Source organism: Chelatococcus sambhunathii, assembly GCF_001418005.1.
GTDB lineage: Bacteria > Pseudomonadota > Alphaproteobacteria > Rhizobiales > Beijerinckiaceae > Chelatococcus_A > Chelatococcus_A sambhunathii.
This window is the reverse complement of sequence record NZ_LIOL01000004.1, coordinates 128,330-154,848: the sequence shown is the minus strand read 5'-3', so window position 1 is coordinate 154,848 and position 26,519 is coordinate 128,330. Positions and strand designations below refer to the sequence as shown.

Below are 26,519 nucleotides of genomic sequence, written 5' to 3'. Positions count from 1 at the left end.
AGCGGAACGGCGACTGACCGCGCGCCCGCTTCGCGGCCGTTGCAGCACTTGCCCCACGGCGGCATGTGGATGCATGAAAAGAAGTTGCGCGAGGACGCTTGCCGGCCGCAGGCGTCGAGTCTATAAGACCGCCTGCCGACGGGCACATGTCGGAGTGTAGCGCAGTCTGGTAGCGCACCTCGTTCGGGACGAGGGGGTCGCAGGTTCAAATCCTGCCACTCCGACCATTTTGCAGCTCTTCACGACATCACAGCAGACATCCCGGTGACGCGCCTTTCGCAAGGGTGCGTACGCCGGTGCCATGCCCCGGCCCGGCCTGAAGCCGGCCGTGCCGAGACGAAAGCCTTCTCAGGCGAGAGGCTCCTCGCTCGCCCCCGTCTGCACGATGGCGAAGGCATAGAGCCGCGCCACCTCTTCCAGCCGTTCGAAGCGTCCGGCGGCGCCGCCGTGGCCGGCTTCCATGTTGGTGTGGAGGGCCACGGGGCCGCCGCCGGTCATGCGCTCGCGCAGGCGCGCCACCCATTTGGCCGGCTCCCAATAGGTGACGCGCGGGTCCGACAGGCCGGCGACGGCGAGGATGGCGGGATAGGTCTGCGGTTTCACCTGGTCGTACGGCGAATAGGCGAGGATTCGCCGGAAGGCCGCCTCGTCGCGAATCGGATCGCCCCACTCCGGCCATTCGGGCGGCGTCAGCGGCAGGCTGTCGTCGAGCATGGTGTTCAGCACGTCGACGAAGGGCACTTCGGCCAGGATGGCGCGGAACAGGTCCGGTGCGTCGTTGGCAACGGCGCCCATCAGCATGCCGCCGGCGCTGCCGCCATGGGCGACGAGCCGCTGCGGTGCCGTATAGCCGAGCGCCGCGAGGTGCCGGCCGGCGGCGATGAAGTCGCTGACGGTGTTGGTCTTCTTCTCGCGCTTGCCGTCCGTGTACCAGCGCCAGCCCTTCTCCGTGCCGCCGCGGATATGGGCGATCGCATAGACGAAGCCGCGGTCGACCAGCGACAGTCGGTTGGTCTCGAAATCGGCGGGAATAGCGATGCCATAGGCGCCGTAGCCGTAGAGCAGGCACGGCGCCGTGCCGTCGAGCGCGAGGTCGCGGCGGTGCAGCACCGAGATCGGCACCGTTTCGCCGTCCGCGGCCGTCGCGAAGAGGCGCTTCGTCACGTAGCGGGCCGGGTCGTGGCCGCTGGGCACCTCGCGCCGCTTGATAAGCTGCCGCGCGCGGCTCGCCATGTCGTAGGCATAGGTCTCGGCCGGCGTCGTCATCGAGGAATAGGTGAAGCGCACGACCGGCGTGTCGTATTCGTAGCCCGGCTCGTAGCGCAGGCCGTAGGCCGGCTCATCGAAGGCGATGGCGTGTTCATCGTCCGTGGCGAGCGCCCGCACCACGAGGCGCGGGTTGGCGTCCTCCCGCTCCAGCCGCACCAGGAAGTCGCGGAAGGCGGTGTGCTTCAGCAGCATGATGCCCGGCCGATGCGGCACGAGCTCGCGCCAGTTCTCGCGCTCGGGGGCGGAGAGCGGCGCCGTGACCAGCTTGAAATCCTCCGCCCCGTCCGCGTTGGTCGAGATGACGAGATCATCGCCCATGTGCTCGACGCTGTAGCGGTGGCCCGTCTCGCGGGCGACGACGAGGCGCGGCCGGGCGGAAGGATCGGCGAGGTCGATGAGATATACTTCGCTCGTCTCGTGGTCGGAGACGCTGATGAGGCCGAACGCGCCGGACTGGGTGCGCGACAGGTGCACGAACCAGCCTGCGTCGTCCTCACGGTAGATCTCCTCGTCATTCGCCGGATCCGTCCCGAGGATGTGGCGGAAGACGCGCGAGGGCCGGTGGTTCTCGTCGAGGCGCACGTAGTAGAAGCTGCGCGAATCGGCAGCCCAGACCACCTCGCCCGTTGTCCGCTCGACCGCGCCGGTGGCATCTGCGCCGGTCGCCAGATCGCGCAGGCGGATCGTGTGCAGTTCGCCGCCCGTCTCGTCGGCGCTCCAGGCGAGCAGGCGATGGTCAGGCGAATGCTGCGCCTCGGCGAGGTCGAAGAAGGTCTTGCCGGCCGCCAGCGCATCTGCGTCCAGAAGGATCGTCTCCTCGCCGCCGTCGCGTGGCCGGCGGCAGACGAGCGGATGCTGCCCGCCTTCCCGGAAGCGCACATAGTAGCTGTAGGGCCCGTCCGGGCTCGGCACGGAGGAGTCATCCTCCTTGATGCGCCCGCGCATCTCGGCCACGAGCCGGCGCCGCAAGTCTCCGGCCGGGGCGAGGATCGCGTCCGCATAGGCGTTCTCCGCGCGGAGATGGTCGCGGATGTCGGCCGGCAGGAGAGTGGGATCGCGCAGCACGTCGCGCCAGTTGTCGGCCCGCAGCCAGCCGTAGGCGTCGGTGATGTCGGTCCCGTGGACTGTCCGGGTGACCGGTCGGGCCGGCGCACGGGGGGGAAGGGGCTGTGTCATCGCTCGTTCCGTGTCTTCTCGCCGGCTCCTCTCTCGGTCCCTTCTGGCTCGAAGACAAGCGCGCTGCCATTGGTGCAATAGCGCAGGCCCGTCGGCTGCGGTCCGTCGGGAAAGACGTGGCCGAGATGGGCGTCGCATCGGGCGCATCGGATCTCCGTGCGCGGCATCGCAAGTTTGTGATCGGGCGCTTCGGCGATGGCACGACGATCAACCGGCTCGAAGAAGCTCGGCCAGCCAGAACCGGATTCATACTTGGCATGGCTCGCGAACAGGGGCTCGCCGCAACAGACGCAACGGTAGAGACCCGGCCGTTTCTCGGTATTGTAGGGGCTCGAAAACGGTGGCTCCGTGCCGCCGAGGCGGGCGATGCGAAACTGCTCGGGCGACAATTCGGCGCGCCATTGCGCCGCATTCTTCTCCACCTTGCCGTTGCCGTCCGATGCTGGCATGGATTTTCCCTCCTTGATCGTGCTGACGATATGTTCCCGCGCCAAGGCCGGCGCAAGCCGGCGCGCGCAAAGTTCGCAATGCTCGGCGCGGGACAGTGCACGCGCGGGGCGCGCGCGCCTGCTGGAGCTTCAGCTATTCAGGGTTGTTCACACAGCTGCGCCTGATTACGAGAATTTCAAAGAAGTGAAAAACTTGTCTTGCGAAATTCTCAACTTTGCCATACTTCATGAGTGTGATTGGAACACGAAAATGCCAGTGTTCGCAGGGTGGCTGTTCAAGCTCTCGCCGGCGCAACGGTAGGCGGTTTGGTGTTGTCGCCGGTTACCTGCCGGCATTGGCTGGTAACCGGATGATCGGGACAAAGAGAGGAATTCGGGTTCAATGAACGACAATGCAGCGTCAGCGAACTATATCGAGCTCGCGGCCGATATCGTTTCCGCCTACGTGAGTAACAATTCTGTCGCCTCCGCGGACCTGCCCGGGCTGATCAGCGAAGTCCATGGCGCACTGATGCGCGTTGCCGGCGGTGTCGTCGAGGTGCCGGTCGAGGCTCCCAAGCCGGCCGTTCCGATCAAGAAGTCGGTTACGCCCGACTTCATCATTTGCCTGGAAGACGGCAAGAAGTTCAAGTCGCTGAAGCGTCACCTGCGCACGCAGTACAACATGACGCCCGAGCAGTATCGCGAGAAGTGGGGCCTGCCGGCCGACTATCCGATGGTGGCGCCGAACTATGCCAAGGCCCGTTCGCAACTCGCCAAGGAGATGGGCCTCGGCCAGCAGCGCCGCAAGCGGCGCACCTCGAGCCGCGGCTGATGCGGCTTCGCCGCGCGGCGAGCGGCGGATCGGCAATGAATGGACGGGGCAACCGATGGGTTTGCCCCGTTTGCTTTTGTCCGTCGGATGATGCTTTCCGACGGCCCGGCATGGTCTCTTGCGTCGGCGGCAAGCGGCGTCAGGCGCTGTGCTGCGGGGCGAGCGGGTGATTGCCGACCACGCGGTCTCGCCCCTGTCGCTTTGCTTCGTAGAGATGCGCATCGGCATGGGCGACGAGGTCGCGAACCGTGTGCGCGTCATCGGGAAAGGTGGCGATGCCGATGCTGACAGTCGGCGCGGCCGCGAATTCCCGGGCCAGCGTCTGATGCAGCGAGAGGCGCATGCGTTCAGCCGAGGCTAGGGCCGCCATATGCGGCATGTTTTCCCAAAGAATGACGAATTCCTCGCCGCCGTAACGAAAGACGAGGTCATCGGTCCGGATCTCCGCCCGCAGGCACGCGACCACGCGCCGCAGCACCTCGTCGCCGGTGACGTGCCCGTAGCGGTCGTTGATGCCCTTGAAATGATCGACGTCGACGAGGGCCAGGCTGACGGGCCGTCGGGTTGCCGCATTGCGGTCGAGAATCACCTGACCCAGCGTCTCGAAGCGCTCGCGCGTCAGCGCGCCGGTCAGGGCATCATAACGGGTCTTGCCGAGAAGCTCCTCGTACTTGTGGCGGTAGGTGAGCTTGTAGAAGACGTCCGATATGGCCTGGGGCGCCACGCTGCGCGCCTCCCGCTCGAATAGCGCAAGGTATAGCCCGATCAGGCCGCTGTAGACGGCAGCGGCGCCCATCTTCGCGATCCAGCCGCCGATTAGTGCGTCGAAGGGCGTACCAGTCACGAAACGCAGGCCGATGAAGAAGAAGATCTGGTCGAAGGTCAGGATCACCGCGAGGGTGGCGCAGGCCCGCAGTACGACCGATCCCCTCAGGACTGATCGCATCTTCTCGTAAAGCAGGATGAGCGCGATCGCGTCGATGAACAGCAGCGTTGTGCCCCACACCATCAGCGCCCCCATCTGGTCTATCAGCACGAGATCGGGGTTGTAGCCCGGCAGGGGCACGGGCGGGCCGGCGAGCCGCAGCGTCGCCACGAGGGCGACCATCAGGAAATTGCCGATGAGGAGGCCATAGATCGGCTGGCGAACCGTCTCGGCATCCTCGCGGATGTAGAACAGCAGGATGATCGCCAGCTTGCCCGAGAACAGGACCGTCGAGCCAGGCGAGAGAAGGCCGAAGGGTAGCTCGATGAAGAAGACCGCCGCGAGATAGGTCTCGAGGAAGTGCATGACACCGAGGGCGCACAGGAAGGCGCCGAGGCCCATCCTGTGCCGCAGCCGGAAGAGGGCCGCCATCACGCCGAAATAGATCAGCGCCTGCGAGAGAAGAAGGACGGTACCCGACATGGATTGCGGCTGCGCAAGGAAGGCAATGCCTTTACAGCACGGTGACGGGCGCGCCTGTCAACTGTCTCCGGTGGTGCCGGCCGCATTCTGCGGTCTCCTGTGCCTCATGGAGCACGGCGTGCGCCGCCGCGCGGCATGAAAAGGCTCGCACCGGCGCGCCTCGTCGGGGCCGGCCGCGGGCGGCCTTCCAACGGGGGCTTGCCTGAACAAATATAGGAATGTATACCTATAAACACTCCCCTTCCTCCCGATCGGGCGGCGGTTGGAGAGAACATATAGTGAACATATCTGCGGTTTGGCGCAACGCCCTTGTTTCGGCAGCGATGGCGGCATCTTTCCCTGTCGCACCGGCGCAGGCTGGCTTTGCCCCTGACAGGAAGGATCGGATGATGACCCGACATGTTGAGAACCTGAGCGCGGCCGGTCAGCGCCTGCTCCTGCACCTCGCACAGGCGGAGGGCGCCTTCGCCCAGGCGAGCGTGGACGACGCCGGCCATGTCGCGCTTTATGCGCGGCGCGGCGCGACCACCCTCGGTGCAGGCCGTGTCCCCATCGCGGCGGCCGAGCGGCTGGTAGCGGAAGACCTTGCCTGCTGGGAGCGCCCGTCGCGTGGTCGCCGCCTGCTGGTCGCCACCGGTGCCGGTCACGCCCGCGCCGCGCGCCTGCGGGCCGGCGATGGAGCGGAGGGGTTTCAGGCCCAGCACCGGGACCTGGTCGAGAGGGTCGAGCGGCCGGCGGCCGGCGACGAGGCGCGCCGGTTGCGCGTGAATGCGGCCGAGAGCCCGCTGCAGTCGCTGGCGCGCCGGCGCGGGCGCTGCGGCACGCCACTGGTCGATGCGGCCGGGCTCGAGGCGGGAGAGCGTCTGCGACGGGACATCACCATGGGCCAACTCCTGCCGAGCGTCAGCGCGCGCTGGCATCCCGTCGGCGGGCAGGGGGGTGGGGGGATGCACGATCCGGCGAGCGCCAGCGATGCCGTCATCGCCGCCCGCCAGCGCGTGCGGCGCGCCATGAAGGCGGTCGGGCCGGAATTCGCCGATCTCCTGTTCGACGTCTGCGGCTTTCTCAAGGGCCTCGAGACGGTTGAGCGCGAGCGAGGCTGGCCGGCGCGCTCCGCGAAGCTCGTGCTGGGCATGGCGCTCGCGCGTCTCGCGGAGCACTATGGTCTTGCCGTGGAGGCGCGGGGTCCGGCGCGCGCCCGGTCTCTGCGGCTGTGGCGTGACGAAGGTACCGCAGCCCCGATCTAGGCCGGTGCCGACGCTCGGCGCTCAGGCGGCGGCCAGCGCGGCGCGGGCCTCGCCCTTGATGCGCTCGACCATGGAACGCAGGCCGTTCGAGCGCTGCGGCGTCAGGTGCTCCGACAGGCCGAGCCGCTTGAAGATGGCGAGCGCATCCGTGTCGATGATCGTCGTCGCCGGGCGGCCGGAGAAGATCGCGAAAGCAAGCGCGACAAGCCCGCGCACGATATGCGCATCACTATCGCCGCGAAAGTCGAGCACCGGCTCCCGGCCCGGCTCCCGCACCACGCGGGTGTCGAGCCAGACCTGGCTGGCGCAGCCGCGCACCTTGTTGGCGTCGGTGCGCGCCTCTTCCGGCAAGGGCTCGAGCGTGCGGCCGAGTTCGATCAGATAGCGATAGCGATCATCCCACTCGTCGAGCAGTTCGAAATTGTCCAGAATCTCGTCGAGAGAAGGCTGCATCACCAATCGTCCATTGCCCGGCCCGTCACAATCCGGTGCAGGCTTTCTGTCACCGAGACTTATATAGACGATCGGCGGCGGATTGCACGGTGCGCAGGGTCGCGGGCAGCGACTGGGGTCAACCCCTGCCGGCGTGGGGTCCCCGCCACGGAACGTCGCGATCGCCTTCGTTCAGCGTGTCACGGCTGCCGGCTGCAGCAGCCGGGGGGGCCTTCGTCGCCGTCTGGCCGGTCAGGGCTTCGACGAGGCGGCTGCGGGTATCGTCGTCGAGCATCTGCCAAAAGGCGAGCGCCCGCTGGGCCGCGTCGGCCGATCTTGCAACCTGCCCCGGCAGGGGCTGGGCGACAGCGGGGAATCCCGAACCCGACGCTGCGGCGGAGCGTCCGTCATCGGCTTCCTCGCGCACGGGAGAGAGAAGGAAGATCACGCCGATGACGAGCGCGCTGCGCAGCAGGAAGGTCATGGGATCATGCGTCCGTCGTCTTGTGTCCGTCGTCTCGCGCGGCTGATCCGCCGAGCCTGCCACCCGTTCCGCAAGGGCCGGTGAACGGGATTGTTACAATTCGACCGATCCTGGCCGCGCTGGGGTGACAGCCCTTGCAGCGGGCCGGGCGGTACTGGCCAATCCCTTGTCGGGCAGGATCTCCCGCATGTTCACCCTTCGTTAACAGCGATATGAGTCCGCAACCGATTCCCAATTCCGCCGCCGTAAGGAACGTGACGCGGCCGGCCGTCGTGGCGGCGCATTTTCGCCGCCGCCTTTAGGGTTCGCTTAATCGCAGGGTGGCAAGCTGCGGGCACGAGTTGGAAGGAGCGCGCGAGGGGTCTCGTGCGGACGTGTGTAGAGTGGCTGCAGCGCAGATCCTGTCGATCCTTCGGGCGCGCATCGGCGTCCTCGTCCATCCGGCGGTCGAGGACGAGGCCGAGCGTCTGCGCCACATCGACTTCATGCTGACGCGCCTTGCCACCGGCCTTGCCGCCCTTGCGCTCGTGCCGGTCTATCTCGTCGTCTGGGGGGCACCGGGAGGCCTGGCTGCACTCGCCCTGTCCAGTCTTGCGCTGCCGGTCGTCGCCGCCGCCGTCCTCTCCCGCACCGGACGGCTTCTGCCCGCCCATGCCATTTCGTCGCTGGCGCTTGCCGGCCTCATCCTGACCGTCAGCCGCGGTACGGGCGGGATGGCCTCGCCGGCGCTCATTTTCCTGCCGCTGATGCCGCTCGCGGCACTCGCCTGGGGCGATCGGGGCGCCGCCCTCGCCGCCGCGGCGATCGCGACAGCGACGGCCGGCGTCGTGCTCGCCGCCGAATCGCTCGCCGGTCCCGCCGCCAGCATCCTGTCCGCATGGGTCGGATGGCCGCTCGCGGCCGCCACGGCGATCGCCTACGCCACCGCCCTCGTGCTCCTCGCCCAAGGGCGTGACAGAGAGGGGCGGCGGCGGGAAGCGGCGCGTCACATGCGCGACCGGGCCGTCCTCGGTGCGCTGAACGATCTCGTCACCTGGCACGATGCCGCCGGGCAGGTGGTGTTCGCCAGCGAGGCGGCGCGGTCTCTTCTCGGCGCGGCGCCTGAAGGCCTCGGTGGCCGTGGCCTGTTCGAGCGCGTGCATGTGGCGGACCGGCCTGCCTTCCTCAAGGCGCTGGCGGACGCCCGCCACACGGCCCGGCCGGTGGAAGTCCGCTATCGGCTGATGACACCGTCCCCCGAAGGGTGTGGCGCGCCCACGGTGCGCTGGGTTGAGATGCGGGCCGCACCGGCGGATGCGCAGGCGCCCGACGGCTGCGCCGTGATCGCGGTGACGCGCGACGTCAGCGACCAGCGCCAGCGCGAGCGCGAGCTCGAGGAAGCGCGTCGCGCGGCCGTTTCGGCGAGCGAAGCGAAGGACCGCTTCCTGGCCGTCGTCAGCCACGAGCTGCGTACGCCGCTCAACGCCATCATCGGTTTCTCGGAAATGCTGGCGAGCGATGCGCTGTGCCCGGCCGACGAGGCGCGCCGGCGCGAATATGCCGGCATCATCGCCGGGTCCGGCCGGCACCTGCTGGACGTGGTCAATGCGCTGCTCGACGTCTCGCGCATCGAATCGGGCAATTTCACCATCGCGCCGGAGCCGTTCGACCTTGCCGCGCTCGCGCGCGAATGCTGCGACATGATGGAGGTTAAGGCCCGGTCAGCCGGAGTGCTGATCTGCCGCGAACTCGGGACGGATGCATGCACGATCGTGGCCGATCAGCGTGCCTGCCGGCAGATCCTCCTCAATCTTCTCGCCAACGCCCTCAAGTTCACCCCGCAGGGGGAGGTCGCCGTGCGGCTCGCCCATCGTGGCTCCCATGTCACGCTCACGGTCAGCGACACCGGCGTCGGCATGGCGGAGAGCGACCTGACCCAGCTCGGCAAGCCTTTCTTTCAGGCGCATTCGTCCTATGATCGGCCGCACGAAGGCACAGGCCTCGGCTTCTGCGTGGTGCAGGGGCTCGCGGCCCTGCATGGCGGCACGGTCGAGGTGACGAGCCGCAGCGGCGAAGGCACGACGGTGACGGTCTCGCTGCCGCGCGACGGCCTAGGCGCCCTGCCTGCGCCGGCGGCCGTTGTCGAGACCCTCGCCCGCCCGCGCGGCTCGGTTCACCCCTTCAAGGAAGAGATGAAGAAAAGTGCGTGAAGCCCTCGCCCGTTCGGACCACGATTTCGTGCTCTATGAGCGCCCGCAGGGGCGGACGCAGCAGCGCGGGCGGATCGTGGCCGCCTCGCAGCGAAAGGCCTTTGCCGGCCGCCTGATGGGGCTCGTGCTGCGCCGCCCGAGCCGCACCTTCGGTGTCGTGCTGGCGGGTGGCTTTGCCGTTGCCGTCGCGGTCAATGCGCTTGTCATGCAGCCGCGGCCACATCCGGCGCCACTCTTCACGGCACGGGGAAGCGAAGCGCCCGTCCGCATGGCGCCGCCTGCACGGCCCACGCCGCAGCCCGCGGCCGTCGTCGACACGGCTGCGCCGGCGCCCGCCGCCGTGGCGGAGCCCGCGCCGCCATCGCGCCCCTCGGCCCTGACGCAGCATCTCATGGAAGGAGCCGGCGAGGTCATGCCGCGCCCGCGGCCGGCCGATCCGATCGGCGATCTCATACGCACGGGCCTTGCGGGCGCAAGCGGAGGGGACACGGCCGTTCTCGACGCCCAGAAAGCGCTCGCCAAGCTCGGCTACGGCGTGACGCCGGACGGCCTGTGGGGGCCACAGACCCGTCAGGCCATTGAGCAGTTCGAGCGCGACCGCGGCCTGCCCGTGGCCGGGGAGCTCACCGACAAGATGCGTTCCCTGCTCGCGGCGGCAGCCGGCAACGCCGGCCGGTGAGCGGCGTGCGGCTACGCAGCGACATCTGGGTTTCGGCCTATATGCGCCGCTGCCGCATCGAGGGGGCCTTCGCCTATCTGCGCCGGCGCGGTGCGGAGGAGGCCGGCGCCATCTTCATCAAGCTCGATTCGCTCGACGGCTCGGTGCGGCTCTTCGGACCGGCGCCGCAATATGCCGTCGAGGACAAGGGCGCGGACCGGCTCTTCGTCGAGTTGCCGCTCAAGGGCGACATTCCGGCGCTGGCGGCGGAGGAGAAGCTGCAGCGCGAGATCTCCTTCGATCCCGACCTGTGGGTGGTCGAGGTCGAGGATCGGGCCGGGCGCCATTTCCTCAACGTCGTCGAAGTCTGAGGCATTCGCCGGGCGACGCGCGGGCGGTCAGCCCTGCCGGCGCACCGATTCCCTTTCGCCCTTCACAGACGGCGAGGCGTCTGCCGCCGCGCGCTCCGGTGATCGCGACGGCGCCATCGCCGGCACATGGCCTGCGCCGCGGCCGCCGGCGCGGTCGAGGCGCTTGCCGAGGCACGCCTCGAGCGCGAGGAGGGCGGTTTCGGCGTCGGTGGTGCGAACACGCTCCGTCAGGGTGAAGACCGTTTCCACCGAACGGGCGATGGCGGGCTCCAGGGTGAGGAAGATGCGCACTGCCTCGTCCGGCGTCAGACCGGCGACGATGAGAGCCAGCGCCAGAAGCTCGCCGGTCGGGTCCGTCAGTACCCGCGCGGCTCCTTCCGCATCAAGCCCGATGGCTCTCGCGATGAGAACGCCGAACCCGAGCCTGTCGCGGTCGGCGGCGTGATCGATGAGCGCCCGGGTCACGGCCGAGCCTGCGGGGCGGGTACGGCGTGGCGCGACACGCGCCTGTTCGGCGAGCCGTGTGAGAATGGCCTTGCGCTGGCGGACTGGAGCCAAGGGCAGAAGCGAGGCTGCGTCCATTGCCGGCAGATCGGGCCGCGCGAGCAGGGCGCGGGCGAGCGGGACGTGCCGGCGCGCCCGGATGGTCAGGTCCCGGATGACGGCGTCGGGCAGAGGCGTGGCGCTGTTGCGCGCGATGGCCAGCATGATCGCTTCGTCGCTCCGGGCGGCAAGGTCCCGGACCACGGCGGTTGGCAGGTCGGCGCGCGTCGCCAGCGCGGCGAGAAGCTGCCGGTCTCCCGACGCCAGCACCTCTTCGCGCCACCGTTCCGGCAGTGTGGGCATCGCCGCGATGACGGCTGCCGCCGCATCGCCGCCGCTGCGCAGGAGCGCTTCAAGCACCGCTGCCGGCGCAGCCGGATGACCGGCGAGCGCCTGTGCCACGAAGGCGCGGGTGTCGGCGTCGACGAGGGGGACGAGGCCGCATGCCAGGGTGGTGAAGGTCGCGATGTCGTCTCGCGAATAGGAGGCAGCGTCGAGAAACAGCCGTGTACGAACACGCAGCAATGTTGGGCGCGCCTCGGCCGCGCCGGAGCCGGCGAGATCGGCCAGGCCCGACAGGTCACGATCGCGCAGCGAAGCCTTATCCATGAGCGTGAAACAAAACGGTGAACGCGGCGTTCGATAATGGCAGCCTGCTGCTTAGCGTCGGGTTAACCATCGCGGGCCCGGTTGCCACACGAGACGTGTCAACGATTTGTTAACCTTGACGAAGGCTTAATGCCGAGGATGTCGGCGTAGGGATCCTCGAACCGGCCTGGAGGGCGAAATGAGCGACATCGCCGGCCACAGTGGAGACAACCTCGTCGCCTTTCCGATGGCGCGCCGCCTCGAACGGGCTCCGGCTCCGCCTGAGGAGTGCGGTACCGTCCTGCTGTTCACGGGTGTGCGCTACAGCCGCTGGGGCAGCGACGATGCCGACCCGGCGGGCCGCTCCGGCGGCGGTGCGACGACGGGTCGCTCGCAGCGGGCCGGGCGCAGTCTCGTTCGCGGATCTTGAGTCGTAAGCCCGTTCGGATCACGTTGCTGTGCAATCCGATCCGCAGAACGGTCTGTTTCTTGGCGTTCAGAGACGGATCGACCGATCAGGTTGGCCCAACCCGATCGGATTCGGGTCTAGTCCGACTCGCTCAGGCATTCCATCGCCGCCGCGCGCTCGCGCGCCTCGGGCAGGCCGCTCGGATAGGCGGCGAGCGCTCGCACCAGCACCAGCCCCTGCACTCGCGGCGAGACAAAGCGCAGTTCCGAGCCGGCGTCATCGCCCCGCCCTCTGGCCAGTGCCTCGTCGTGCTGCTGGCGCGTCATGACGATGAGGGTCACGACCCCGTCGACCGCTGTGCGGTCCGTCACGGAATAAAGAACGGTGCCGTCGCGGCCATGGACGGAGAGCGAGCCGAAGCCCTCGGGCATCGGCGCCTCCACGCGTAAGGGCGCGTCGCTGATATCGAACGCGCACACCGCCATTGCCATTGCAGGATCGGCAAAGGGCACAGCCGTCTCGTTCTGCTGGGCGGCGAGCAGCCGGGTCTCACCGGGTGCCAGGGCGGCGGCATGGCGGTCGAACGCGCTGTTGCCTGCCAGCGTCGGCATGGCGAGGATGATCGCCAGATGGGTCATGCCGCCGAGCAGGAGCCCGGCCGCGAGCGCGATCCCGAGGGAGCCGGCCAGGCGCCTCACGAGCAATCCCCGCGGATAATGCGCGGCATGGTTGCCGGCTCGATGGCCGCTGCATCGGCCGACTGGGGAGAGTCATAGAGCCTCAGGGCGAGGACGAAGCGTCCGATGGCCGGCAGCGGCAGCCAGTTGCCCGGAGATGCGCGGCGCGAAAGCACGATCTGCGCTTCGCCGTTTGGCGCCCGCAGCACCTCTGCCGACGTGAAGCCGGCGCGCTCGCCATATGCCTTGCCGGCGGTATCGTAGACGGTCAGCGTCCAGGCGCGGGCGGCCGGCATGGCGCCGGCGACCGTGTAACTGCAAGAGGCCTGCAGAGGGCGTCCCGCATCGTCCCGTGCGGCGAGAAACTCAAGGCCCTCGCCGGCACCGAGCGGCAGCGTTCCCGAGCGGACCGTGATCGCCCGAGCATAGGGGTCGACGTCGCGCCCGCCGAGGGCGGGCCACGTGACCCAGGAGCCGATCGTCAGGGCGCCCAGCGGCGGGCGGCCAGATGTCGCCCAGTCCGCGCTCGTGACGCCGGTCAGCGCGCCGATCGCGAAAGCGACGAGGATGCAGAGGATGGCGGGCACGGGTCTCGTAGCGTGAGGGACGGCGAAGAGGTGCGCATACCAGCCCGTGGAACGGCTCCTCGTCAACCGCCTCGCAGGGGCCTTTCCGGCATCGGCTCGGGTGATCACCGCGGCTCTCAGGGCAACGCGATGCGGCCGCCGAGCGCCCGCACGCCGTCCTGGGCGATCTGGGCGGGGTATCCGTTCCCCCCGCCTGTGGCCTGCCGGTCGGGACGTGCCGGCCGGCGCAGGAGGTTGCCGATGCTCTCGATGACCTCGAAGGAGCGGCGCGAGAGATTGCCGCCGCTCGACTGCGCGGCATCCGCGTCGCGGTTGTCGCCAGCCTGGGCGACCGCGCCCGCCGTTCCTTCGAGGCCGGGCAGCGGGCCGGTTTCGGTTCCCTGATGCGCGAAGGCCATGACTTCGTGCCAGGTCATTGCCGGCAGCGTGCCCCCCGTCATTCGGTTGGTCGACGTGTAGTCGTCGTTGCCGAACCAGACGGCCGTGACGAGGCGGCGAGTGTAGCCGACGAACCAGGCGTCGCGATAGGCGTTGGTCGTGCCGGTCTTGCCCGCGGCCTGCACGCCCTCGATGATCGCGCGGCGGCCGGTGCCGGCCTCCACCACCTTGTTCAGCATGAAGTTCATGTCCGCCACGACGGATGTCGCCACCACCTGCTCGGCCGGCTTCGCATTGGCATCGTGACGCCAGATCGTCTCGCCATGGTTGTTGCGCACGTCGAGCGCGGGATAGGGCCGGGCGCGTCGGCCGCCATTGGCGAGGACCGCATAGCCGGCCGCCATGTCGAGGACCGTTACCTCGGCGGCGCCGATCGGCAGGGAGGTCGTATCCTTCAGCTCGGTCGTCAGCCCCATGGCCCGGCACATCTCGATGATCTTGGCGCGCCCGGCCTTGGCATTGCCCTTGCCGAGCGCCAGCGACATGCGCACCGGGATGGTGTTGATCGAGCGCGCCAGGGCCGAAGTGAGCGGCATCGCCCCGGCATAGGAGCGGGTGTAATTGTTGGGGCACCAGTTGCCGATGCACACCGGCGCGTCGACGACCGTGCTGTTCGGCTTGTAGAGCCCCGCGGCGAGCGCCGCGGTGTAGACGAAGGGCTTGAAGGCGGACCCGGGCTGGCGGAGGGCATCCGTCGCCCGGTTGAACTGGCTTGTGCCGTAGTCCCGGCCACCGACCATGGCGCGGGCGGCGCCATCCGGGTCGAGCACGACGATGGCGCCCTGCTTCGCGCCATAGGTCTTGCCGTGCTGGCGCAGGCCGTTTTCCAGGGCTTCTTCCGCGCGCTTCTGGATGGCCGGGTCGAGCGGCGTCTTGACGGTGAGCACGCGCTCATGGCCGAACAGGCCGTCGCGCGCCATCTTCTGCACTTCGCCGAAAGCCCAGTCGAGGTAGTAGTCGGGACTGAGGTCGCGCTGCCGGTCGACGGGGGTCGCCGGATTGCGCCGCGCCGACAGCATCTGGCCTTCCGAGATGAAACCGGCTTCCACCATGTTGGCGAGCACGTCGTTGGCGCGGGCGCGTGCCGCCGGGAGGTTGACGTGTGGCGCAAAGCGCGTAGGCGCCTTGAAGAGGCCCGCCAGCATCGCGGCTTCGGCAATGCTGATGTCCTTGACATTCTTGCCGAAGTAGAATTCGGCCGCCGCCGCGACGCCGAATGTGCCGCCGCCCATGTAGGCCCGGTCGAGATAGAGCTTGAGGATCTCGTTCTTGGTGAGGTGCGTCTCGAGCCAGACGGCGAGGAAGGCTTCCTTGACCTTGCGCTCGATGGAGCGCTCGTTGTTGAGGAAGAGGTTCTTGGCCAACTGCTGCGTGATGGACGAGCCGCCCTGCACCACGCCGGAGGCGCGGGCGTTCGCCGACAGGGCGCGCATGGTGCCGATGACGTCGATGCCGAAATGGCTGTAGAAGCGCCGGTCTTCTGTGGCCAGCACCGCCTTGATGAGGTGGTCGGGCAATTCCTCGAGCTTCAGGGAATCGTCGTGCAGGATGCCTCGCTTTCCGATTTCGTTGCCGTAGCGGTCGAGGAATGTGACGGCGAGCTCCTGCTGCTTAAGCCAGTCCTCGCTCGTCTCGCGGAAGGCGGGTATGGCGAGCGCCAGCATGACGACGCAACCGGCCGTGCCGATGTTCACGGCCTCGCTGGCCCCTTCGAACGCAAGGCGCCAGCCGCCTCGCACGGCGAAACGGTCGAAGAGGCCGGAAAAATTCACCCATGCCTCGCCCGCGCGCTGGCCGGCGGTGTAAAGGGAAGCGTCGATCCACGAATCGACGGCGAGCGCGGCGCGCTTGATGCGCATCAGAAGCGTCGTCTCGCCGAAGAATGCCACGATCGTCTACTCTTAAGTCCGGACGCAGATGGGAGGCGCCGATCGGGCGCCCCATGCTGCTGATAGTAGCGCTAATCGTATTGCGCGACGGAGGCTAAAGCAAAAGGTGCATTCGCACATTCAGGACAACGAAAGGGGCGGCCAGAGGCCGGCCGGACAGGCATGAAGGACGACACGCCGTTCTGGCGCCTCAAGACGCTCGAGGAGATGACGGCCGGCGAATGGGAGAGCCTGTGTGACGGCTGTGGCCGCTGCTGCCTCGTCAAGCTGGAGGACGAGGACAGCGGCAAGATTCTCTTCACCGATGTCGGTTGCACGCTGCTCGACGGTGAGAGCTGCCGATGCCGCAACTACCCCGAGCGCCAGGGCATCGTCGCCGATTGCGTGCGCCTGACGCCGGAGGTGGTGCGCACGCTCACTTGGCTACCGCCGACCTGCGCCTATCGGCTGGTGCGCGAAGGCCGGGATCTCTACTGGTGGCATCCGCTCGTCTCGGGCGATCCGGAGACGGTGCACTTGGCCGGCGTCTCCGTGCGCGGCCGCGTCTCGGCCAGCGAGGACGACGTCAGCCTCGACGACATGGTCGATCATATCGTGACGTGGCCGATGCGCGTACCCAGGGCGGCCCGTGGGTCCGGGCCGCGCTCATGATGGAAAGTCGCCTTGACCGGCGCGGAAATCAGGCGGCATGAAGGCTTGCGACCCTCCTCACGACGCCCATTCCGCATAGGCCTTCACCAGCCCTTGATACCGGTCCATTTCCGGGAAGGTCTCGAAGCTCTCCACGGCGCCCGTCTCCGCGAACGGCAGCTTCGCCGATGTGTAGGTTTCCATGAACGGCCGGAACCAGCTGGTATCGTCGAACAGCGTCGGCCGCACGTTGACGAACCAGTCCATGCCCTCCGGCTTCGTGAACATCCACGTCATGCAGTGGCCGCAGAAATAATGGTGGACATCGGGCCCGTGCAGGCCGCCGATCACCGGATCGCCCTTCGTTACCGCGAAGCCGTCGGCAGGCATGATTGCCGTCAGGGAATAGGCCGAGGACGACATCTTCTGGCAGCCCCGACAGTGGCAGGCGCTGGTTGCGAGCGGCGGCTTCGTCAAGCGGACTTCCACGCGCCCACAGCGGCACGATCCGGAAAGCGGCAACGGAATCGGTTTCATGGCAATCTCCCGATGTGGGCGACCAGTATAGCCTACCGAGCCACCTTGCTGCGGCTTCAACGCCAGACGGCGATCTGCGCCTGGCCGTCGATCTCGGGAAGGTCGGTGACGGCGAGGTCGGGGTTGACGCCATCGTCGCCGGGGAAGGGCGCCACAGCGTCGTGCGATGCCACCCGTGGGCTGCCCGAGCCAAGCACCGTGACGCGCGTGCCGATAGGGACGCGGCGGTGCAGATCGATGATATCCTGGTTGATGAGACGGATGCAGCCGCTCGATACGGACTGGCCGATCGACCACGGCTCGTTGGTGCCGTGGATGCGGTAGAGCGTGTCGCGGTCCCCCTGATAGAGATAGAGGGCGCGCGCGCCGAGGGGGTTGTCCATGCCGCCGGGCATGCCGCTGGCCCATTCGGCGAGTTCCGGCTGACGGCGAATCATCGAGGCGGGCGGGGTCCAGGTCGGCCAGGCGGCCTTGCGGCGGATGGTGGCATTGCCGCTCCAGCCGAAGCCCTCGCGTCCCACGCCGACGCCGTAGCGCATGGCCTGTCCGCCTTCCATCACGAGGTAGAGGAAGTGGCGATAGGGATCGACGACGATCGTCCCGGCCTCCTGAGGGCCGGCGAAGGGCACCACCTGGCGCAGGAAGATGGGGTCGATCTGCGTGAGGTCGACCGCCGGAACCGAATAAGGCTCGGTGGTGATCTCGTCGTACATGTCGAAGTACATCGGGTCGATGCGGGGCCCTTGAGCGACGGGGGGCGGAGCCGTCGTCGTGCAGGCGGCCAGCGCTGCGGGCGCGCCGATCAGGAACGAGCGGCGGCTGATGGAATGCATGTGATTGTCACCTCGATCATTGCTTTCGGTTCGTATCGAACGTGAAAATGCCGACAATGGGGCCGGGTGGAGGCCCGGCCGGGATGATGAATGGCCCACGCCGCGGGAAAGTTCCAGGCCGTGGCGGCTCGAACCATGCCCCTCACCGAATGCCGCGACATTGCACCGAGCGCTGATGACCTTTGAACGTCGCGCATTGACCGAACCTTGCGGCGCGCTCGTCGCGCAAGTCCAAACCATCGTGGATTCACCCGAACGTGAACGCGCGATTGCTTGATAGGAATTTAATCATTGACTTGCGCGCGGTGATAGGATAGTGTTCAAGCATGCTCCGGTTCTGCGCCCGACGGCGCTCCTCCGGGCGGTTCATTCCTTTCCCATCGCCGATGCCGCTTCGCTGCCCTCCGGGGGGCGGTCGAGCATCGTCGCGGAGGCCGAACCTGCATGACGACAGATGATGATGACGCTGCCGGCCGGAGGAGCGCCGGCAGAAGCCGCCGTACCGGCGAGACGAGGCGGCGCTCGACGCTTGTGGCACGGCTGTGGCGCGCTGCCGAGCGGCAGGTGCGCGAGATCGAGGCGCGAGCGAAGACGGTGCGCGGCGACGCCGCCGGGGCCGAGCGCGACGCCCGGGCACTGGCGACGCTGGCCCGCACCCTGCGCGAACTGACGGAATTCTCTGCCGAGCCCGGCGGCGTGGCGGCCGGGCGGGAAAGGGACGAGGATGGCGCTGCATTCCGCGAGTTCGACGATTTCCGACGCGAGCTTGCGCGCAAGCTTGATCGACTGCGCGAGGAGCGGGGTGCTGCCGACCCTGCTCAGCCGTTGTGACGAGCCGCTGCTGCGCTGGATCGCGCATCACTGGCCCTTCTTCGCCCGGCCGGACCAGATGCCGCCGCCCGGCGAGTGGACGGTCTGGCTGGTGCTCGGCGGGCGCGGCGCGGGCAAGACGCGCACAGGCGCCGAATGGGTGAGGGCGCAGGCCCTTGGCCGCAACGGGGCATCCGTCTCGCCGATCGCCCTCGTCGGCGAGACGATGGCCGACGTCCGCGACGTCATGGTCGAGGGCGTCTCCGGCCTGCTTGCCGTGCACCCGCGCGACGAGCGACCGCACTGGATCCCCACCCGCCGCCGGCTCGAATGGCCGAACGGGGCGTTGGCCATGGTCTTCTCGGCGGAGGACCCGGATGCACTGCGCGGTCCGCAGTTCGCCGCGGCCTGGGCGGACGAATTGTGCAAATGGCGCCATGCCGAGGAGACGTGGGATATGCTGCAGTTCGGCCTGCGCCTCGGGACGCGCCCGCGCGAGGTCGTCACCACGACGCCCCGTGCCATGCCGCTCCTGAAGCGGCTGATGGGCGATGCGCGCACGGCGCTCTCCCGCGCGGCGACGCGTGACAATGCGCTGAACCTGGCGCCTGCCTTCCTTGAGGCGGTCGTCGGCCGCTATGCCGGTACGCGCCTCGGACGGCAGGAACTTGACGGCGAGCTTATTGAGGAGAGGGCGGACGCCCTCTGGTCGCGGGCCATGATCGAGGCTGCGCGCATCGATGCGACGCCGCCCCTCGAACGGGTGGTCGTCGCTGTCGATCCGCCGGCCTCGTCCGGCCGGCGGGCAGATGCCTGCGGGATCGTAGCCGCCGGCTGCGATGCCGCGCGGACGATCTATGTGCTGGAGGATGCGACGCTGCTGCGCGCGAGGCCGCTCGCCTGGGCCGAAGCAGCCATCGCCGCCTATCATAGACATGAGGCCGACGCCCTCGTCGTCGAGGTCAACCAGGGCGGCGAGATGGCCGCCGCCGTGCTGCGCGACGTCGATCCAACAGTTCCAGTCACCAGCGTCAGGGCGACGCGCGGCAAGTACCTGCGGGCCGAGCCCATCGCCGCCTTGTCGGCGCAGGGACGGCTGAAATTCTGTGGCGCCTTTCCGGCGCTCGAGGACGAGATGACCGATTTCGGCCCGGGCGGCCTGACGAGCGGGCGCTCGCCCGACCGGCTCGACGCGATGGTCTGGGCGGCGACCGCCCTCATCGGCGCCAGCGGCTCGGGGCCGCGCGTGCGCCGCATCTGACTGTTACCCGACGAGAGACGACATGATGGCAGCCTGGATCGACCGCTGGACGCGGCGGCGCGCCCCCGCGCGCCTTGCCGACGCCGTCCCGGAAACGAAAGCCTCGCGCGTTGCGCCCCTTCTCGCGATCTACGGCGTCGGCCGGCCGGTCTGGACGTCGCGCGAGTTCGAGGCGCTCGCCCGCGAGGGCTTTTCGCGCAATCCCGTCGTGCACCGCTGCGTGAAGCTGGTGGCGGAGGCCGCCGCCTCGGTGCCGTGGGTCCTGCACGATGGCGCCGAGGAACCCGAGCGGCATCCGCTGCTTGATCTCGTCCGGCGGCCGAACCCGCGCGAGGACGGCGGCTCGTTCCTGGAGAGCCTGTTCAGCCACCTGCTCGTCGCCGGCAATGCCTATGCGGAGGCGGTGTGCATCGGTGAGGCGCCGCGGGAGCTCTACGTGCTGCGGCCCGACCGCATGCGCGTCGTGCCCGGCGGCGACGGCTGGCCCGCGGCCTATGACTATACGGTGGGCGGACGCACGGTGCGCCTGGCGCGCCGCGAGGGCAGTCCCGTCGAGCCCGTGCTGCATCTGCGCCTGTTCAATCCCGTCGACGACCACTACGGCCTTTCGCCGATGGGGGCGGCGGCCGGGGCCGTCGACATCCACAATGCCGCAAGCGCCTGGAACAAGGCGCTGCTCGACAATGCCGCCCGCCCCTCCGGTGCCCTCGTCTACAAGGGGCCGGACGGTGTCGGCCTCACCGACACGCAGTTCGAGCGCCTGAAGGGCGAGCTCGAGCAGCAGTTCCAGGGGCGCGACAATGCCGGCCGGCCATTGCTGCTCGACGGCGGGCTCGACTGGCGGCCGCTGTCGCTGTCGCCCAAGGACATGGATTTCGTGGAGGCCAAGGCGGCGGCAGCACGGGAGATCGCGCTCGCCTTCGGTGTGCCGCCGATGCTGCTCGGCCTGCCCGGCGACAACACCTACGCGAATTTCGCCGAGGCCAACCGCTCCTTCTGGCGCCAGACGGTCATCCCGCTCGCCCAGCGCGCGGCGGCGAGCGTCGCGCACTGGCTCGCCCCCGCCTTCGGCGGCGAACTGCGCTTCGAGATCGACCTCGACCGCATCGACGCCCTGGCGGGCGAGCGCGAGGCCCTGTGGCGGCGCATCTCCTCCGCCGATTTCCTGAGCGAGGACGAGAAGCGCGAGGCCGTCGGCTACGGGCGGCGCGAGCGCCTTCCCCAGAACGAATGAGGCCTGCGATGGACGCCGTGACGGACAGCATCATCGCGCGCGGCGACCTCGCCCATCTGGCGCTGTTTCTGTGGGCGAGCGGCGCCTCCGCCATGCTCGCCATCGTGCTGCGCGAGCTCGCGGCGGCGAACCGGCGCTTCGACCATTTCGTGCGCGAACTCGCGCGCTTCAACCGACGCTATTCGGGAGACGATCCATGAGTCGCAAGCGATCGAACGGCCCAGCCCGCCCGCGCGCCGAGCCGCGGGTGACGGCCCGCGCCGGGGAGGCACGTTTCAAGGAGGCGGTCGCCGGGTTCGTCCGCGCGCTCGAGCGGCTCGACGGCGCGCGTCGCCGCGGCGCGGCGCCTCCTGCCCAACCGGGACCGGCCACGTGAGCGCCGGCGTGATCGTGCAGGGCGGCGCCCGGCCGGACGAGGCCCCCCTGGTCTTCGAGGGTTACGCGAGCCGCTTCGGTGTGCCGGATCTGGGCCGGGACGTGGTCGAGCGCGGCGCCTTTGCGGCGAGCCTCGCCCGGCGCGGCGCACGCGGCATCCGGATGCTCTTCCAGCACGATGCCGCCCAGCCGCTCGGCACTTGGCTGGCCCTGCGCGAGGACGCGCACGGGCTCTTCGTGCGCGGACGGCTCAATGCCGGTGTCGCCCGCGCCCGCGAGATTGCGAGCCTGATCGCGGAGGGCGCTCTCGACGGTCTTTCCATCGGTTTCCGCACACGACGGGCCGTCAACGATGCGCCCGGCCGCGTGCGCCGCATCCTCGAGCTCGACCTGTGGGAGATCTCGCTCGTCACGTTTCCCATGCAACTGGGGGCGCGGGTCATCGCGCGCCCCGCCCACCACAAGGCCGCGGCGCAGGGCGCCGATGCCGGCGGCCTCGCGCGCCTTGTCCGGGATGCCGCACGCCGCATCAATCCAAGCGAAAGGACCCTTGCATGAACAACGCTCCGGAAACGAAGGCGCTCGGCATCGATGTCGGCGCGGCCTTCGAGGATTTCTCGCGCGCCTTCGAGGCTTTCAAGGAGACCAACGACCAGCGCCTCGCCGCGCTGGAGACCCGGCGCCCGGTCGACGTGCTCGTCGAAGAGAAACTCGCCCGCATCGATGCGGCGCTCGATGAGGCCCGGAGCCGGCTCGACCGGCTGGCCCTCGATGCACGCCGGCCGCCGCTCGGCGGCACGAGCGAGCCGACGGCGCCCCTGGTGGGCGAGCACAAGAGCGCCTTCGATGCCTATGTCCGTACCGGCGAGGCCGGAGGCCTCAAGGCACTGGAGGAAAAGGCGCTCAGCGCCGGCTCCGGCCCCGACGGCGGCTATCTCGTGCCGGCGCAGGTGGAAAGCGAGGTGCTGCGCCGCCTCGCCGCCGTCTCCCCCATCCGCGCCATCGCCTCGGTGCGCGTGATCTCGACCGGCACCTACAAGCGCGCCGTTGCCGCGGCGGGGCCGGCCACCGGCTGGGTGGGCGAAGAGGCGCCCCGGCCGCAGACGAGCGGCCCGACGCTCGCCGAGCAGTCCTTCCCGGCCATGGAGCTCTACGCCATGCCGGCCGCGACACAGACGCTGCTCGACGACGCTGTGGTCGACATCGACGCCTGGCTCGCCGAGGAGGTGGAGACGGCCTTCGCCGAGCAGGAGGGGGCGGCCTTCGTCAACGGCGACGGCATCAACAAGCCGAAGGGCTTCCTCGCCTACGACCGCGTCGCCAACCAGAACTGGAGCTGGGGCCGTATCGGCACCATCGCGACCGGGGTCGCCGGTGCCTTCTGGGAAGAGGCGCCGGCCGACGTGCTCATCGACCTCGTCCACGCGCTCAAGGCGGGCTACCGTCAGAACGCCTCCTTCGTGCTCAACCGCAAGACGCAGAGCGTTATCCGCAAGATGAAGGACGAGGAGGGCCGGTATCTCTGGCAGCCGCCGGCCGGTGCCGGCCAGCAGGCGTCGCTCATGTCCTTCCCCGTCGTCGAGGCCGAGGACATGCCGGACATCGCGGCCGATGCCGCGGCGGTCGCCTTCGGCGACTTCCGGCGCGGCTATCTCGTCGTCGACCGTGCCGGCGTGCGCGTGCTGCGCGATCCCTATTCCGCCAAGCCCTACGTGCTCTTCTACACGACGAAGCGTGTCGGCGGCGGCGTGCAGGATTTCGACGCCATCAAGCTGTTGACCTTCTCGGCGTAAGAGGACAGGCGCGTTTTGCGCATCGCCCGCTTCCTCGCTTGGCATAACTGGCCGATCATCGGCGCAGCTGAGGGGCGGGCGAAGAGCAAGTTACAGGAGGTTTACCTGTCTCGTATTGAACGTGAGACTTCAGCCATACTGGCTGCGATAGTTTATTCGATTCGTCGAGGGGCGCCTTGCCGCTGAAGTTTCACCCTGAGCCGGGTACAGTGTTAATTTGCGACTTCGATAGTGGATTTCGCGAGCCTGAAATGGTCAAACGCCGGCCGGTTGTGGTCATTTCCCCGCGGCTGAAACGGCGTACCGGATTGGTTTCCGTGGTGCCGCTAAGCACGACGCCGCCCGATCCCATCGAGGACTATCATTGCGAAGTTCGGATGGAGCCACCCCTGCCGACGCCCTTCGATTTACCGACCGCTTGGGTGAAAGCCGACATGCCCTATACGGTTGGTTTCCAGAGGCTTGAGCTCGTCCGTACGGGACGTGATCAATACGGAAAACGCAAATACTTAACGCCTGTGCTTGCCCCGGTGGAACTGGCGAGAATTCAGCACTGCGTGCTTGTCGCTCTCGGGCTTTCCGGATTGACAAAGCGGTCCGAGTAGCCATCTTTACATCGTTCCTGCGCTGCCTATGGCATCAGGCTTTCAAGACCTCTTCGGAGGCGGTCGTGCGAACGGGCGATGACAAGCTCGCTGCACGACCTTGAGGCCCCGCCGCTAATCACGGCGGGGCTTTGCCTTTCCAGGCCGCAAGCAGAGGCATCACGGCTCATCCCGGCGACCTGCGAAACTGGCTACCTCACTCGGCCCAGTTGGCCTCGCGTCCCCAGTGCCTGAGCGTACCGTCGATGAAGGCACGCTCGGGCGCGACGAGCGTGCCCTGGGTCATAAGCCCGCAGCGGTCGCGGCCCTCGCCGCGGGCAAAGCCCGTCACGGCGACCACGCGCCCTGCGGCATCGGCGATGGGGCCGCCGGAATCGCCGTCGCAGGCACCGGCGCGGCGCTTCGGCCCGTTGCCGAGCCAGACGAGAATCCGCCCCGGCCCGTAGGGCTCCACGACGGACATGTCGAGCGCGCGGAAGGTGCCGGTGCTGCGGTGGTCGCCCTCGGCGGCGACGCCCCAGCCGCCGAGCGTCATCCGGGCGCCCTCGCGTGGCGCCGCCGCGCGCGACAGGGTCGCCGCCGCGAACGTGGCCGGCAGCGGCTCCGGCAGCCGCACGAGGGCGAGATCGACCGATTGCCGCCGGGCCTTGATGGCGTCACGGTCGTAGCGCGGATGGACGACGACCTCCCGCGGCACGATCAGCACCGGCTCGCCGGCCTCGTCGCGATAATGCACGCGATAGGCGTCGGCCCCCGTCACGCAATGGGCTGCGGTCAGCACCGCATCGGGCGCGAGCACGATGCCGCTGCACACGCCGCCGCGCGCGTTCAGCACCATGACGCTCGCGTCAGCGAGCGGTCCCGCATCCTCCCGCCCGCCGATGACGGCTTCGGCCGGCATCCGTGCGGAGACCAGAAGGCCGGCGAACACGCAGGTCATCCAGGCGAGCCGTCGGGCGGCGCGGGGCAAGAGCCGTTGCACGAGCAGTCCTTTCGTTGGCTGCGCCAGCCTTAGCGGCGGCTCCGGCCGGCGCAAGGGGGTGCATACAGTTTTGAGGTTTCCATGACACCCATTCTGCTGCAGCCGCCGGCCGAGGAGCCGGTGCCGCTCGACGAGGCAAAGGCCTTCCTGCGCCTTGACGACACGGCTGAGGACGGGCTCCTCGCGGCGCTCGTCACTTCGGCGCGGCTGACGGTCGAGGCCGTGAGCGGGCTCGCGCTCGTCTCCCAGACCTGGCGCTTCGTGCTCGGTGCCTGGCCCGGGGCCGGCGTGCTGCGCCTGCCGATGGCCCCGGTCGATGCCGTGCTGGCCGTGCACGGTCGCGACGCGGGCGGTGCCCCGCTCGCCTTGCCGGACGGCATCGTTGCGCCTGCCGCCGCCGTCGAGCGCGACGCCCTTCTTTTCGGTTGGCTCGCAGCTTCGCCCGCCGCCGTCGAGGTCGACGTGCGGCTGGGCTATGGCGCCGCCGCCGATGTGCCCGGGCCGCTGCGCCAGGCCGTGCGCCTACTGACCGCCCACTGGTTCGAGAACCGGGGCGATGCGCCGGCGGCGGGCAAGCCGCCCTTGCCGCCGGATGTCGTCGCCCTTCTCACCCCCTGGCGCCGGATGAGGCTGTGACATGGCCGACCTTCCCCTCGGCCGCCTGCGCCGCCGTGCGGCGCTGCTGCGGCCACGCGAGACGCCGGACGGTACCGGCGGTGTGGTTCGCGCCTTCGAGCCGGCCGGTCATCTGTGGTGCTCGCTGGATGGCGTGACGGCGGGCAGCGACGAGCGCGAGCACGCCGACCGACGCGATCTCGCCGCCCGCTTCCGGGCCGAGATGCGCTGGCGCGGCGATGTCGACGGCACCTGTCGCTTCGCCATCGGCGGGCGGTCCTTCGCCGTGCTGTCGGCCGTCGACCCCGACGGGCGCCGGCGCCGGCTCGTGTGCACGCTGCAGGAGGTGACGCCGTGAAGCCGTCCCACATCGCGCTCCGCGAGACGCTGATCGCGCGCCTCACCGGCGACGCCGATCTCGTCGCCCGCCTCGGAGGGGCGCGCATCTTCGACGAGACGCCGCGGGGACTCGACGGGCTCTACTGCGTCATCGGTCCCTGGAAGGCGCGCGACTGGTCGACCGGCACCGATCGAGGTGAGGAGCACGACATCACGCTCACCGTCTGGGCTCGTGCCGGCGGCGCACGCAGCGCCCTCGAAAGCGCCGGGCGCATCGACGCGCTGCTCAGCGAAATATCGCTGCCGCTCGACGGCCACCGGCTCGTGAACCTGCGCACCGTCGAGACGGAGGCGCGCCGCGACGAGCGCGCCGACCGCTCGCGCGTGACGCTGCGCCTCAGGGCGGTGACGGAGCGCCTGCCGGCGCCGTGACGCCGGTGCCATCGACCAATCGGAGAGGACACGACATGGGTGCCCAGAAAGGCAAGGACCTGCTGCTGAAGCTCGACATCGGCGGCACTTTCGTCACGGTCGCGGGCCTCCGGGCCCGGCATATCGCCTTCAACGCCGAGACGGTGGACGTCACGCATGCGGAATCGGCAGGCCGCTGGCGCGAATTGCTCGCCGGTGCCGGCGTGCGCCGGGCCGGCATCAGCGGCTCCGGCATCTTCAAGGACGAGGCGTCCGACGCCTATGTCCGCGAGCTCTTCTTCGACGACGACATCCGCCCCTGGCAGGTCGTGGTGCCGGATTTCGGCACGATCGAGGGGCCTTTCCAGGTCACCGCGCTCGAATACCGCGGCGACCACGCCGGCGAGGTCACCTTCGAGCTCGCGCTCGAATCCGCCGGCGCGCTCGCCTTCTCAACCCTGTGAGG

At 69.0% G+C, this 26,519-nt stretch carries 32 protein-coding genes and 1 tRNA gene; 21 read left to right on the top strand and 12 right to left on the bottom strand.

What is annotated here, in order from left to right:
• Nucleotides 1-150: 150 nt before the first annotated feature.
• A tRNA-Pro gene (locus ASC46_RS09795) sits at nucleotides 151-227 on the top strand.
• Nucleotides 228-348: 121 nt separating this feature from the next.
• On the opposite strand, the gene ASC46_RS09790 is transcribed toward ASC46_RS09795, so the two are convergent.
• Both ASC46_RS09790 and msrB read right to left on the bottom strand, forming a co-directional pair.
• A complete protein-coding gene (locus ASC46_RS09790) occupies nucleotides 349-2,445 on the bottom strand; it encodes a S9 family peptidase (RefSeq protein ID WP_055459127.1) in 2,097 nt (698 codons plus the stop codon).
• Nucleotides 2,442-2,894, bottom strand: coding sequence for a peptide-methionine (R)-S-oxide reductase MsrB (gene msrB / locus ASC46_RS09785; protein ID WP_055459370.1), 453 nt, complete (start codon nucleotides 2,892-2,894; stop codon nucleotides 2,442-2,444). The genes ASC46_RS09790 and msrB overlap by 4 nt, the downstream gene beginning before the upstream one ends.
• On the opposite strand from msrB, the gene ASC46_RS21235 reads away from it, so the two are divergent.
• Nucleotides 2,893-3,195 carry a hypothetical protein gene (locus tag ASC46_RS21235; RefSeq protein WP_141659675.1) on the top strand — a complete coding sequence of 101 codons (303 nt, stop codon included), beginning with the start codon at nucleotides 2,893-2,895 and terminating at the stop codon, nucleotides 3,193-3,195. The genes msrB and ASC46_RS21235 overlap by 2 nt on opposite strands.
• A gap of 81 nt (nucleotides 3,196-3,276) precedes the next feature.
• Nucleotides 3,277-3,708: a Ros/MucR family transcriptional regulator gene (locus ASC46_RS09780; protein WP_055459126.1), complete on the top strand. Its 432-nt coding sequence runs from the start codon at nucleotides 3,277-3,279 to the stop codon at nucleotides 3,706-3,708.
• 139 nt (nucleotides 3,709-3,847) lie between these two features.
• On the opposite strand, the gene ASC46_RS09775 is transcribed toward ASC46_RS09780, so the two are convergent.
• Nucleotides 3,848-5,116 (bottom strand): GGDEF domain-containing protein, encoded by a 1,269-nt coding sequence (locus tag ASC46_RS09775; RefSeq protein WP_055459125.1) that lies wholly within the window; start codon nucleotides 5,114-5,116, stop codon nucleotides 3,848-3,850.
• Nucleotides 5,117-5,505: 389 nt separating this feature from the next.
• On the opposite strand from ASC46_RS09775, the gene ASC46_RS09770 reads away from it, so the two are divergent.
• Nucleotides 5,506-6,363, top strand: coding sequence for a DUF6456 domain-containing protein (locus ASC46_RS09770; protein WP_055459369.1), 858 nt, complete (start codon nucleotides 5,506-5,508; stop codon nucleotides 6,361-6,363).
• A 21-nt stretch (nucleotides 6,364-6,384) separates the two neighbouring features.
• Here the strand turns inward: ASC46_RS09770 and ASC46_RS09765 are convergent, their stop codons facing one another.
• The gene (locus tag ASC46_RS09765) at nucleotides 6,385-6,816 is read right to left on the bottom strand and encodes a SufE family protein (RefSeq protein WP_055459124.1); all 432 of its coding nucleotides are present in this window, start codon (nucleotides 6,814-6,816) and stop codon (nucleotides 6,385-6,387) included.
• Between the two features lie 118 nt (nucleotides 6,817-6,934).
• On the bottom strand, nucleotides 6,935-7,279 hold the full coding sequence (locus ASC46_RS09760) for a hypothetical protein (protein ID WP_055459123.1): 345 nt from the start codon (nucleotides 7,277-7,279) through the stop codon (nucleotides 6,935-6,937).
• Nucleotides 7,280-7,662: 383 nt separating this feature from the next.
• On the opposite strand from ASC46_RS09760, the gene ASC46_RS09755 reads away from it, so the two are divergent.
• Genes ASC46_RS09755 through ASC46_RS09745 form a run of 3 tightly spaced genes read left to right on the top strand, consistent with a single transcriptional unit; the run spans nucleotide 7,663 to nucleotide 10,497 of the window.
• Entirely contained in the window at nucleotides 7,663-9,468 is a 1,806-nt protein-coding gene (locus tag ASC46_RS09755; protein WP_055459122.1) for a sensor histidine kinase, read from the top strand.
• Nucleotides 9,461-10,147 (top strand): peptidoglycan-binding domain-containing protein, encoded by a 687-nt coding sequence (locus ASC46_RS09750; protein WP_055459121.1) that lies wholly within the window; start codon nucleotides 9,461-9,463, stop codon nucleotides 10,145-10,147. The genes ASC46_RS09755 and ASC46_RS09750 overlap by 8 nt, the downstream gene beginning before the upstream one ends.
• A 5-nt stretch (nucleotides 10,148-10,152) precedes the next feature.
• Entirely contained in the window at nucleotides 10,153-10,497 is a 345-nt protein-coding gene (locus ASC46_RS09745; protein WP_055459368.1) for a DUF1491 family protein, read from the top strand.
• A gap of 27 nt (nucleotides 10,498-10,524) precedes the next feature.
• On the opposite strand, the gene ASC46_RS09740 is transcribed toward ASC46_RS09745, so the two are convergent.
• Nucleotides 10,525-11,649, bottom strand: a complete 1,125-nt coding sequence (locus tag ASC46_RS09740; RefSeq protein WP_055459120.1) for a DUF2336 domain-containing protein — start codon at nucleotides 11,647-11,649, stop codon at nucleotides 10,525-10,527.
• Nucleotides 11,650-11,827: 178 nt separating this feature from the next.
• On the opposite strand from ASC46_RS09740, the gene ASC46_RS09735 reads away from it, so the two are divergent.
• Nucleotides 11,828-12,058, top strand: a complete 231-nt coding sequence (locus ASC46_RS09735) for a hypothetical protein (RefSeq protein WP_055459119.1) — start codon at nucleotides 11,828-11,830, stop codon at nucleotides 12,056-12,058.
• Nucleotides 12,059-12,174: 116 nt separating this feature from the next.
• Here the strand turns inward: ASC46_RS09735 and ASC46_RS09730 are convergent, their stop codons facing one another.
• From ASC46_RS09730 to ASC46_RS09720, 3 genes are all read right to left on the bottom strand, one after another.
• Complete coding sequence (locus ASC46_RS09730) at nucleotides 12,175-12,735, bottom strand: DUF1254 domain-containing protein (RefSeq protein ID WP_141659674.1); 561 nt, start codon at nucleotides 12,733-12,735, stop codon at nucleotides 12,175-12,177.
• Nucleotides 12,732-13,301 (bottom strand): DUF1214 domain-containing protein, encoded by a 570-nt coding sequence (locus tag ASC46_RS09725; RefSeq protein WP_055459117.1) that lies wholly within the window; start codon nucleotides 13,299-13,301, stop codon nucleotides 12,732-12,734. The genes ASC46_RS09730 and ASC46_RS09725 overlap by 4 nt, the downstream gene beginning before the upstream one ends.
• 116 nt (nucleotides 13,302-13,417) lie before the next feature.
• Nucleotides 13,418-15,598: a transglycosylase domain-containing protein gene (locus ASC46_RS09720; RefSeq protein ID WP_245280529.1), complete on the bottom strand. Its 2,181-nt coding sequence runs from the start codon at nucleotides 15,596-15,598 to the stop codon at nucleotides 13,418-13,420.
• A gap of 192 nt (nucleotides 15,599-15,790) precedes the next feature.
• Between ASC46_RS09720 and ASC46_RS09715 the strand changes: the two genes are divergently transcribed.
• On the top strand, nucleotides 15,791-16,279 hold the full coding sequence (locus ASC46_RS09715) for a YcgN family cysteine cluster protein (RefSeq protein WP_055459115.1): 489 nt from the start codon (nucleotides 15,791-15,793) through the stop codon (nucleotides 16,277-16,279).
• Nucleotides 16,280-16,336: 57 nt separating this feature from the next.
• Here ASC46_RS09715 and ASC46_RS09710 read toward each other — a convergent pair whose 3' ends face one another.
• The gene (locus ASC46_RS09710) at nucleotides 16,337-16,795 is read right to left on the bottom strand and encodes a GFA family protein (RefSeq protein WP_055459114.1); all 459 of its coding nucleotides are present in this window, start codon (nucleotides 16,793-16,795) and stop codon (nucleotides 16,337-16,339) included.
• A 56-nt stretch (nucleotides 16,796-16,851) separates the two neighbouring features.
• Nucleotides 16,852-17,628 carry a L,D-transpeptidase gene (locus ASC46_RS09705; protein ID WP_055459113.1) on the bottom strand — a complete coding sequence of 259 codons (777 nt, stop codon included), beginning with the start codon at nucleotides 17,626-17,628 and terminating at the stop codon, nucleotides 16,852-16,854.
• Nucleotides 17,629-18,072: 444 nt separating this feature from the next.
• Here ASC46_RS09705 and ASC46_RS09700 point away from each other — a divergent pair, with 444 nt between their 5' ends.
• The 8 genes from ASC46_RS09700 to ASC46_RS20830 all read left to right on the top strand — a co-directional run bounded on the left by ASC46_RS09700 (nucleotide 18,073) and on the right by ASC46_RS20830 (nucleotide 23,706).
• Entirely contained in the window at nucleotides 18,073-18,459 is a 387-nt protein-coding gene (locus ASC46_RS09700) for a hypothetical protein (protein WP_055459112.1), read from the top strand.
• Entirely contained in the window at nucleotides 18,431-19,699 is a 1,269-nt protein-coding gene (locus ASC46_RS09695) for a DNA-packaging protein (RefSeq protein WP_425349113.1), read from the top strand. The genes ASC46_RS09700 and ASC46_RS09695 overlap by 29 nt, the downstream gene beginning before the upstream one ends.
• A gap of 22 nt (nucleotides 19,700-19,721) precedes the next feature.
• Nucleotides 19,722-20,933, top strand: a complete 1,212-nt coding sequence (locus ASC46_RS09690; protein ID WP_096335350.1) for a phage portal protein — start codon at nucleotides 19,722-19,724, stop codon at nucleotides 20,931-20,933.
• Between the two features lie 8 nt (nucleotides 20,934-20,941).
• Nucleotides 20,942-21,133, top strand: a complete 192-nt coding sequence (locus ASC46_RS09685; RefSeq protein ID WP_055459110.1) for a hypothetical protein — start codon at nucleotides 20,942-20,944, stop codon at nucleotides 21,131-21,133.
• Nucleotides 21,130-21,309 (top strand): hypothetical protein, encoded by a 180-nt coding sequence (locus ASC46_RS09680; protein WP_055459109.1) that lies wholly within the window; start codon nucleotides 21,130-21,132, stop codon nucleotides 21,307-21,309. Before ASC46_RS09685 ends, ASC46_RS09680 begins: the two co-directional genes overlap by 4 nt.
• Entirely contained in the window at nucleotides 21,306-21,866 is a 561-nt protein-coding gene (locus ASC46_RS09675; protein ID WP_245280517.1) for an HK97 family phage prohead protease, read from the top strand. The genes ASC46_RS09680 and ASC46_RS09675 overlap by 4 nt, the downstream gene beginning before the upstream one ends.
• The gene (locus ASC46_RS09670) at nucleotides 21,863-23,101 is read left to right on the top strand and encodes a phage major capsid protein (protein ID WP_055459108.1); all 1,239 of its coding nucleotides are present in this window, start codon (nucleotides 21,863-21,865) and stop codon (nucleotides 23,099-23,101) included. The genes ASC46_RS09675 and ASC46_RS09670 overlap by 4 nt, the downstream gene beginning before the upstream one ends.
• Before the next feature lie 176 nt (nucleotides 23,102-23,277).
• Nucleotides 23,278-23,706: a type II toxin-antitoxin system PemK/MazF family toxin gene (locus ASC46_RS20830; protein WP_072249476.1), complete on the top strand. Its 429-nt coding sequence runs from the start codon at nucleotides 23,278-23,280 to the stop codon at nucleotides 23,704-23,706.
• Nucleotides 23,707-23,902: 196 nt separating this feature from the next.
• Here ASC46_RS20830 and ASC46_RS09665 read toward each other — a convergent pair whose 3' ends face one another.
• The gene (locus tag ASC46_RS09665) at nucleotides 23,903-24,646 is read right to left on the bottom strand and encodes a S1 family peptidase (protein WP_055459107.1); all 744 of its coding nucleotides are present in this window, start codon (nucleotides 24,644-24,646) and stop codon (nucleotides 23,903-23,905) included.
• A gap of 123 nt (nucleotides 24,647-24,769) precedes the next feature.
• On the opposite strand from ASC46_RS09665, the gene ASC46_RS09660 reads away from it, so the two are divergent.
• Genes ASC46_RS09660 through ASC46_RS09645 form a run of 4 tightly spaced genes read left to right on the top strand, consistent with a single transcriptional unit; the run spans nucleotide 24,770 to nucleotide 26,517 of the window.
• Complete coding sequence (locus ASC46_RS09660) at nucleotides 24,770-25,324, top strand: head-tail connector protein (RefSeq protein ID WP_055459106.1); 555 nt, start codon at nucleotides 24,770-24,772, stop codon at nucleotides 25,322-25,324.
• Between the two features lies 1 nt (nucleotide 25,325).
• Nucleotides 25,326-25,661: a phage head closure protein gene (locus ASC46_RS09655; protein WP_055459105.1), complete on the top strand. Its 336-nt coding sequence runs from the start codon at nucleotides 25,326-25,328 to the stop codon at nucleotides 25,659-25,661.
• A complete protein-coding gene (locus ASC46_RS09650; RefSeq protein WP_055459104.1) occupies nucleotides 25,658-26,074 on the top strand; it encodes a DUF3168 domain-containing protein in 417 nt (138 codons plus the stop codon). The genes ASC46_RS09655 and ASC46_RS09650 overlap by 4 nt, the downstream gene beginning before the upstream one ends.
• A 35-nt stretch (nucleotides 26,075-26,109) precedes the next feature.
• Entirely contained in the window at nucleotides 26,110-26,517 is a 408-nt protein-coding gene (locus ASC46_RS09645) for a phage major tail protein, TP901-1 family (RefSeq protein WP_055459103.1), read from the top strand.
• Nucleotides 26,518-26,519 lie beyond the last annotated feature (2 nt).